The following is a 2,792-nucleotide window of genomic DNA, read 5'->3' as shown; positions in this document are numbered from 1 at the left end:
GCCCGGCGAACATCCGGTCGTACGACGCGAAGGTCGTCGAGACCACGGGAACCGTCAGGAACAGCCACTGCCACGCCGCACGTGTGGCAGCGGCCGAGAGCCCGGCGGGTGCCTTGCCCCGTACCACTTCCATCGCGGCGCGCAGGCTCCTGCGCACCTGGTCGCCGCCCGCGAGAAGGAACGCCTCGTGCAGGCGAAGCGCCTCGGTGAAGAGCCGGGCCCTGGCCCGCGCGAACTCGGCATCCGACCAGGGAGCGGAGCGCTCCCGCCGCTCCTCCGTCGCCCGGTCGGCGTCCGCGACGTAGTCGGCCGGGTCGGGCAGACTGCCGCCCAGGCGCTCCCGGGCCCGGGCGTGACGGTCGGTCAGCGCCTCCAGTTCGGACAGGATCGTCTCCGATTCCTGTGCGACTCGCCGCAACCGCAGCTCCTCCTGCCGCCACCGCCCGTGCATCTCGGCCGCCGCGTCGGCGTCCCGGCGAGCGGCGTCGTGCCGCTCCCGCACCTTGTGCTGCTCCTCCGCCCACGCCCGCGAGGCCCTGCCCCACGTGAACAGGGCGGTGAGCACGCCCGGCCGGCCCGCGCCGTGCGCGGCCAGCTCCTCCCGGCAGCGGTCCGCGTACGCAGCGCGCCGCCGTTCCTCCTCCGCCGCGAACTGGAGATTCCGCTCGACGTCCGGGCGTTCGGTGGCCGCCTGCGCCGCGGCGTTCCGCGCCTCCTCTCCCCGCCGCAGTGCCCCGGGGAGAGCGGCCAGGTCGTCGGCGGCGGCGCCCCGTTCCGCGCGCAGCCGCTCCACCTCGCGCCGGGCGGCACGGAACCGGGCTACGGCCTGGCGCCAGCCGTGCCGGTCCAGCCGCCGGGCGGGGTCGCTGAGATACGCGCGCAGTCCCCGGGGGGCCGGCGGCTCCTGCTGCTGCCGACGCCCCTCCCGGCCTCCACCGGACGTGCGCCCGCCCGACGAGTCGCCCCACCAGAACCGGCTGACGAACTCGCCCCGGTAGGACCGCCTGCCGAGCCGTGCCGCCACCGCGCCCCACACCGGCTTGTCCTCGAACAGCGAGGTCGCCGGCTCCCGCAGGTAGCTCGCGGTCTCGCGCCAGGCCTCCGGGAGCGCCGACAAGGCCGGGATCTCGGTGGTGATGTTCTCCACCGCTCCGTTGTTCGCGGAGGCGACGACCATCTCGTAACCGGTCAGGGAGTCGGCCAACTGGTGGAGCGTGAACTCCTTCCCGTCCACCCGGTGGACGTGCGGCTCCCCGGTGAACGCCTGGGTCGGCGCGTCCAGTTCGGCCAGCCGTTCGGCGCGCTCGGTCACCAGCGCCGCCACCACGTCCCGCAGCAGTGTCGTCTTGCCCGTTCCCGGGGGGCCGTTGACCGAGAAGATCCCCTCGGTGCCGCGCAGCGTGGCCAGCGCCTGGTTCACGGCGAACTGCTGGCTGAGCGCCAGCGGGTACGGCGAAGGCCAGCAGCCGGCGGGCGCCAGTCGTGGATCGACACCCGCCAGCACCTGCTCCGGGTGCCGGCGCACATCCACCCTGGCGTCCGTGGCCAGCCCGTTCTCGGGCGTCAGGTAGGCCTCCAGTACCGGGCCGCCTCGCCCGTCGGCGAGAGCGTCGGCGACGCGGTCGAGGTCGTCGGCGATGAAGCTGTTCAGCAGATCCTGCTGCGGCGGCTCGTCCGCACGGGCCTCGCCCACCTGAAGGCTCTTGATCCGGGCGGTCTCGGGCGCCAGGATCCCGGTCACTCCGAGCTCCTCGGCCAGCCACGCCGTGACGCCCGCCAGATCGGCGAGCGCGAGGGGCTTGCTGCCGATCTCGGGCGGCGGCCCGTCCCGCGTCTCCTTCTCCTCGTCCGCCTGGCGGCCGGCGGGAGCCGCGCCGCCGCCGTCCGAAGCGGGCTCCTCCGCGTCCCCGTCGCCACCGCGCCGGTCGTTCTCGGCCTGCGCGTCACCTCGCCGCTCCCGGTAGGAGCTGCGGGCGCCCTGGGCGAGGCTTTCGGTCGCCTTGGCCGCGCCTTCGGAGGCGGCCTTGCCCAGCATGCCCGGCAGCACCCTTCCCACCGACTCCCGCGCCAGGCCGGCGAGCCCACCCGTCACGCCGTCCGCGACGGCGCCCAGCGCCAGCCGTCCTGCCACCCGCAGCAGACTCTTCTCGCCGGGTACGACCCGGCCGCCTCGTACCTCGACCTTCCCGTCCCCGAGCGCCAGCAGCACCTCGGTGCAGGCGGTCTCCTTCGACGCGAAGCCGTCCAGCCACGCCGGGTCGCCGGGCCCCGGCTTGGCACTGCGGCCCGTGGCCCACGCGCAGGCGGACACCGTCACCGAATCCTTGATCAGCATTCCGTCTTCGTTGACGGTGAACGCGAGCAGCGCGCTGTGACCGCCGACCCGGCCGTCGTGGTTCTCCCCGCCGGAATCCTGGAAGACCTCCGCGAGCTGATCGCGCACCTTCTCGATGGGGAAGATCCCGCAGTAGACCGTGTGCTGCCACGCACACCTGGCGCGCGCCGGCCGTAGGCCGCTCCCCTGCTCCCAGGGAAGCGGTTCGCCGGACCGTACGGCCCGCACTCCACGCCGGGGGGCGACCTCGTCCACCTGCGGCGGACTGAAGATCTCCACCGCCCTCCAGTACCGCGCGATCTCGGCGTCGCGCTCCCGCCGACCGCTCTGCGGCGCGCGCTCGGTCCCTCGCCCTGCCATCCGTACCCCCTGTGGTCGAGCGATCACGCTACCGGCCGACAGGAGACCCGTGCGAGGCAGGCGGGCAGCCCAGGACCCGGCGCCGGCCCCCTGCCCC

1 protein-coding gene is annotated in these 2,792 nt (G+C 74.8%); it reads right to left on the bottom strand.

Annotated elements, in window-relative coordinates; all coding sequences use genetic code 11:
• The coding region (locus tag AB8Z75_RS33885) for a hypothetical protein (protein ID WP_369208816.1) at positions 1–2,695 on the bottom strand (2,695 nt) is incomplete at its 3' end.
• Between the last annotated feature and the right edge of the window lie 97 nt (positions 2,696–2,792).

This window comes from Streptomyces sp. PU-14G (genome assembly GCF_041028275.1).
Taxonomy (GTDB): domain Bacteria; phylum Actinomycetota; class Actinomycetes; order Streptomycetales; family Streptomycetaceae; genus Streptomyces.
This window is presented reverse-complemented; position numbering and strand designations above follow the sequence as displayed.